The 5,486-nt window shown below is 57.9% G+C and carries 5 protein-coding genes; 1 reads left to right on the forward strand and 4 read right to left on the reverse strand.

Annotated features, from left to right (window positions below):
• On the forward strand, positions 1-243 hold a 243-nt coding region (locus ABVQ20_RS40135; protein WP_354465372.1), incomplete at its 5' end, for a hypothetical protein.
• A 251-nt stretch (positions 244-494) separates the two neighbouring features.
• Here ABVQ20_RS40135 and asnB read toward each other — a convergent pair.
• The 4 genes from asnB to ABVQ20_RS40680 all read right to left on the reverse strand — a co-directional run bounded on the left by asnB (position 495) and on the right by ABVQ20_RS40680 (position 4,768).
• Positions 495-2,333, reverse strand: coding sequence for an asparagine synthase (glutamine-hydrolyzing) (asnB, locus tag ABVQ20_RS40145; protein ID WP_354465366.1), 1,839 nt, complete (start codon positions 2,331-2,333; stop codon positions 495-497).
• Between the two features lie 110 nt (positions 2,334-2,443).
• Complete coding sequence (locus tag ABVQ20_RS40150; RefSeq protein ID WP_354465368.1) at positions 2,444-3,409, reverse strand: ornithine cyclodeaminase family protein; 966 nt, start codon at positions 3,407-3,409, stop codon at positions 2,444-2,446.
• A 131-nt stretch (positions 3,410-3,540) separates the two neighbouring features.
• Positions 3,541-4,500 carry a Rossmann-fold NAD(P)-binding domain-containing protein gene (locus ABVQ20_RS40675; protein ID WP_435528520.1) on the reverse strand — a complete coding sequence of 320 codons (960 nt, stop codon included), beginning with the start codon at positions 4,498-4,500 and terminating at the stop codon, positions 3,541-3,543.
• Positions 4,472-4,768 carry a P-loop NTPase family protein gene (locus ABVQ20_RS40680; RefSeq protein ID WP_435528521.1) on the reverse strand — a complete coding sequence of 99 codons (297 nt, stop codon included), beginning with the start codon at positions 4,766-4,768 and terminating at the stop codon, positions 4,472-4,474. Before ABVQ20_RS40680 ends, ABVQ20_RS40675 begins: the two co-directional genes overlap by 29 nt.
• Between the last annotated feature and the right edge of the window lie 718 nt (positions 4,769-5,486).

A 5,486-nucleotide genomic window follows, 5' to 3' on the forward strand; every position in this document is an offset into this window, starting at 1 on the left:
GCATGCCAGCTGTTAGACAAGCCATTCTTGACCTCTTCACGCGGCCGCCACCCCGCAGATGTCCTCACTGTGAGAAGCTGCTCGCAGACGCCATCAAACCTAAACTGCCAAAGTAGTGCTAGCTTCCCTGGTGGTATTGAAGATGTCAGGCTTGCCGTATCGGGTCAGCGCCTCTTTGACGGCTTCGATGAAGAAGGCGGCCTCTGGTCTTTGGCAATCCCGCTGAGATTTCAAGACAATTGATCGCATCGCCGGTGGTTCGAAAAATCTCGCTCACTGGCTCGATCCCTGTTGATAAATCCCTTGCGCGACTGGCGGCGGGAGGGAATGAAACCCGCAAACATGGAATTGGGCGGGCACTCAGCCGCGCTTGTCTTTGCAGATGCTATAGATACATGTGCACGCGATATCAGGCCTGCAGCCTCCTGGCCACGGAGCCCAACGCTATTCGGACGCCGGACCTCCTTTGTGATCCTTTTGCGTGTTCTGTCGTCTCAGATCGTGAGGCTCACATTGTAATCGGTCAGGAAATCCTGCAGGGTCAAGATATGCTCTAGCCCCCTGAGGTTGTCGGTCGCATCGAGCAACGCGCGGGACCTGTCGACGGACAACAGCGGTGCCACTGCCGCGTTGCGGTCATTCAGCAGCGCGGTGAACCGCGTGCGCAGCATTCTGTCATAGGTGGCATCCTGGATAACCGGATACGCGCTCTTCACTCGCTGCACCACCGACAGCGGGAGCAGGTCCGCGGTGGCGGCCCGCAGCAGACTCTTCTCGCGCCCGTCGAAAGTCTTGTGGGCCCATGGGGTGCCGAACACGTACTCAACGAGGCGGTGGTCGCAGTAAGGGACCCGCACCTCGAGACCCAAAGCCATACTCATCCGGTCTTTGCGGTCGAGCAGCGTCCGCAGGTAACGCGTGAGAAAGAGGTAGAAGACCTCGCGCATTCGACGCTCGTGCGGATCGGCCGAGGCCGGCCCTGTCAGGGCCGGTACTTCCGCAAGTGCCGTACGGTACTGATCGTCGAGATAACCGGGGAGGTCGAGTTTCTCGACCAGGCCGGGGTCTAGGGACCGCCGTGCGATATCGTCGCTGTCTTCGATCCAGGGAAACGTGTCGGCCTGAACGAACGAGGGATCGTGGAAAAACCTGTAGCCGCCGAAAAGCTCGTCGGCCGCCTCCCCAGACAGGGCCACCGTTGAGTGTTGCCGGATGGCCCGGAACAGCAGGTAGAGCGAGCTATCAAAGTCGCCCATGGTCAACGGTAGGTCGCGGGCGTGGAGGGTGGCGGCCCGCACATTCGGGTCCATGAGTTCGTGCGCGGACAACGTGATGTCCGTGTGGTCGGTACTAACGTATTTCGCGACCTCCTGCACGTACGGCCCGTCGGGTGTGGGGCGCGCCGGGCCGGGGATAAAGTTGTCAGTATAGCCGACGAAGTCGACGGCGAAGGACCGGATCCGTTCGTCGCTGAAGCGCGCGGCCAGTGCTGTCATGGCCGAGGAATCTAGCCCGCCCGACAACAGTGTGCACAGCGGCACGTCGGCGATGAGCTGCCGCTGGATCGTGTCCTCAAGCAGCTCCCGGACGCGCCGAACGGTGGTAGGCACATCATCGGTGTGCCCGCTGTCGGCGAGCTGCCAATAGCTCTTCTGCTGGATGCCTTCGCGGGTCACGCGGACGATGTGGCCGGGCCGTACCTCACGCATGCCGCGAAACACGGTGTTGTACGGGTCGGCGAAGGAGCTGGAGCATAGGGCGCGACGAAGCCCCTCGGCGTCCATGGCCGGTTCCGCGAGACTATTGGCGAGGATCGCCTTTGGCTCTGAGCCGAACAACACTCCATGCTGGGTGGGATAGTAGTAAAGCGGCTTGATGCCGAGCCGGTCGCGTACGAGAAGCAGTTCGCGCTTGACGGTGTCCCAGAGTGCGTAGGCGAACATCCCGTTTAGTTCGCTCACCGCGGTGCAGGGATCCCGTCGGCCCCACTCGCGGTGGGCGTGCAGCACCACCTCGGTGTCACTGCTCGTGTCGAATCGATGGCCCAGGGCGACGAGCCGTTGACGCAGCTCACGGTAGTTGTAAGTCTCGCCGCCATAGACGAGCACCAAGGCGGGTTGCCCGTCCTCCTGGTGCGTCATCGGCTGGCGACCGCCCTGGATGTCGATGACCGCCAGGCGCCGGTGTCCCAGTGCCGCAGGCCCGTCGATCCAAGTCCCCTCGTCGTCCGGACCACGATAGGCCATGGTGGCCGTCATATCGGCAAGCTCTCTTCGCGCGTCGGGACTTCCTAGGTCACGATCAAAATCAATCCATCCACAGATGCCGCACATATTTTGACTCCTTGCTTGGGTAACTGTCGCGCAACGTCGGGCAACCGGGACACCGCACCCCGCGAATACGCGACATCATTTATGGCCGCCTCATCGGCTCAACTAAACACCTAGTAGGATACGATCGTCCCTAAGCCGTGCTGCTCTGCGATGTCGAGTATAGCAGAACCTATAGCGACATCATGCATTGCGAGACCGAGATTGAACACTGCAATGCGATCAGCGTTGCTAACTCTGCCGGCGACGCGTCCTACAATGACACCGCTGACGGATCCACGAATGCGGGAAATCTCCCGGTAAGGAGAGCCTGTCGCAATGATATAGTTTTTGAATTGCTCAACGTCATCGGCCAACAATACATCCATAGCCGTTGTTATATCCTGAGACCATCCGCGGGGATTGACGGGCAGAACCAAGCCGCCCTCCTTGACCCATCCGAACTGGAATGCCACGTCTTCCAATCGACTTGTTGCGGTCACTATGACGTCAGCGGTGCGGATCGCGGACTCAGCGTCTTTCACGTGAACTATTGTTGCTTTGGAATAAGTCTGTTCAGCCAACCGGCTCACTGCATTCTCATTGATGTCCACGACATGGAATTCGGCAGCGGGGTGAACTAACGACAGCATTTTTACGTGGTTGAGGCCCTGAAGACCAGCACCAATCACCGCTATCCTGTCCACGCGAGGCGGCGACAAATACTTGCTGGTGATAGCCGACGCTGCCGATGTGCGAACTGCAGTCAGGTAAGCAGCATCCATCACGCAGATTGGTAGGCCCGTGTCCGGATCGTTTAAGACCAAAAGCCCTGTGATGTTTGGCAAACAAACTTTATGATTGCTGGAGTAACCGGCAACCCATTTAAGGCCGGCTCGGCGTTGCCTGGGAAGCCAGCCAGCCATTGCGTGGATGAATGCGTCGTGCCCCGGGTGGATCCCGATCTTGGGCGGGTTCTCGAATGCGCCATTACCGTGGTCACGAAGCGTCCCTTCGATAATGTCTAATGCTGAGGTGAAGGGCAAATTCGTCTGTGCAACGTCATTTCGACTTAACCATCTTACAATAGACGTCGTCATATTACCGCCTCTCTTAGCCCTAGGACCGGCACTGGAACAGTCGGCCCTTCGGTCCGGAAACTCAGTAGCTGGAACGGGGCTGCGCCTTTTCCAAATGGTCTCTCGCGAACTGGTATGTACTTGCTGTCGGGCTACGTTGCGTTCGCGTAAGAGTCGCTCTGTGCCATTCGGAGTTTTGCCTCTATGTCAGACAACAAAAGCGGCAGTTTCGGAGCCAGACGCTTATTGTTTTGTTCAATGAATCGAAGAAATTCTTCGTCATACATGCTCACATAGTCGAGCTTTCCGACTGCTGCGCCCGATAACACCGGGATCGACGACAGATCCACTATGGCGCGCGGCTCCAACCGCAGAAGGGCATCCTGAAGAGTGGCTTCGTATTCATCATTGACATCGGCGGTTGCGATAACAACGATGGACTGCGTTTCGCGTGGGTAGCCAATCTCTGCCGGACGCATGAGCGCGACTTGTATGTCAGTCCAGCGGCGGAGACGTTTGCGAAGGTTCTTGGGGTTCCGCGTTACGAACACCGTGGAACGGAAACGCTCTCCGACACCACTCCGGATCAGCCCGCGACCCAGCATACCCGCCCCGATGATGTAAAGGCGGTTGGGTAGCTCTCCATCCGGAAATCGATCAGCTATGATGTCTCGGACGATCTGATCGTAATTGAACGATGCGATGAACCGCTGGCGCTGGCGCGCGGCGCGACCCGTATCAATTGCCAATCGTGCGATCTGGAAAATCGGAAGGTTTGGATCAACAAATTCGAGAGCCTTCGCGAGCTGATCGCTGATATAATTCTCACCGAGGATCTGGGAATGAGCGCTCGATGCAATCTCGGCGAGACGTTGAGCAATTGCGGCCGCACCTTCAATGTGTTCGTATGAAAAACCAGAAAATATCGTGCTATCGATGTTACTGAGTGTGGACTCTTCACCATAGACCTCAACTCGTGCGCAGGTTGCGACGAGTAGAATTCCACTTCGCGCGAGGTCGGCTGCAAGTGGTTTCACCTGCGCCGACTGCTCCGCCACTGCGAGAGGCATGGTCGTCTGGTGATCACGATAAAAGCCAACTAGCTTGCTCATCGCTTCCATCCTCAAGTTGATTGAGCTCAAGCGGCAGTTGACGCGAAACGCCCCTGAGTTCGATGGCTTGCACCGAACGCTGCTTTGCCCCGAGATGCTGGATTTCCTGCGCCTTCGAGTTCAGGATCAGGCGGGTGGAGTCGGCTTTCGGGTCGCAGCCAACGATGGGCATCTTCTGCCCGAGGGCGATGGCGACGAGCGTGTCTTGGAGTACCGCCTTTCCATAGCGTGCGAACTGACATGTTGTTTTCCTTGTCCATCGAGCGATGTCTCATCGGTTGGCAGTTTCCCGCCGCCCTGCAACGAGGGAGTTCCAAAAATCATGCCGACTGCACAGAAGGAGCTTCAGAAATAATTTTCAGCAAAACATTCAATGGCTTAAATGAGCGTGCGGCAGAGCGACTGGCCGAACACACCGCGTCGTGACCTCAACAAACCCGACAGTTGTCATTTCCTGCCCTTTTCCAAGGAATGGCGGACAGGATCTCCTTCGCGGGAAAGCAGAACTCACGCGCCATCCGACTGCGTCCAGCCTTGTTCACTATCGGACGATGTCGGATATGCAACATTGCAGTAGAGGAGCCATCCTATTGCTTTGAAGGATCGTCTCCTTCGGCACGGCAAATGCATGACCCTCCGCGAAGGCGTCACGAACTGAGAAGGTGTTGCCCATGATTACGTTTATCGAAAAGTTCGTCGCCGCCGTGAAGACTGCACTTCCCGAGCACCGAGCCGGCGCAAGGGCTTGCGCCTCATGGTCCAGACGGCGGCCGCGCCGGCTTCCAATACCCACAGCAAAGTTCTCTGGGTCTCGTCTGCTTGCGCATCACCCGCTACATGCTCGATCGCGACATTGACATGAGGGTAGTTCCCCAGTCCGGCAAGTACTGCTGACCGCCATGCGCACGAGCCGTCTCTTCTCCGTCATCGACAGCCATACCGCAGGGCACCCGACTCGCACGGTCATCTCGGGCATCCCTCCGTTG

Source organism: Mesorhizobium shangrilense (assembly GCF_040537815.1).
Classification (GTDB): Bacteria; Pseudomonadota; Alphaproteobacteria; order Rhizobiales; family Rhizobiaceae; genus Mesorhizobium; species Mesorhizobium shangrilense.

Excerpts from the sequence above, each read along its gene's own strand:
- asnB (WP_354465366.1), bottom strand. The coding sequence starts at position 2,333 with ATGTGCGGCATCTGTGGATGGATTGATTTTGATCGTGACCTAGGAAGT.
- ABVQ20_RS40150 (WP_354465368.1), bottom strand. The coding sequence starts at position 3,409 with ATGACGACGTCTATTGTAAGATGGTTAAGTCGAAATGACGTTGCACAG.
- ABVQ20_RS40675 (WP_435528520.1), bottom strand. The coding sequence starts at position 4,500 with ATGAGCAAGCTAGTTGGCTTTTATCGTGATCACCAGACGACCATGCCT.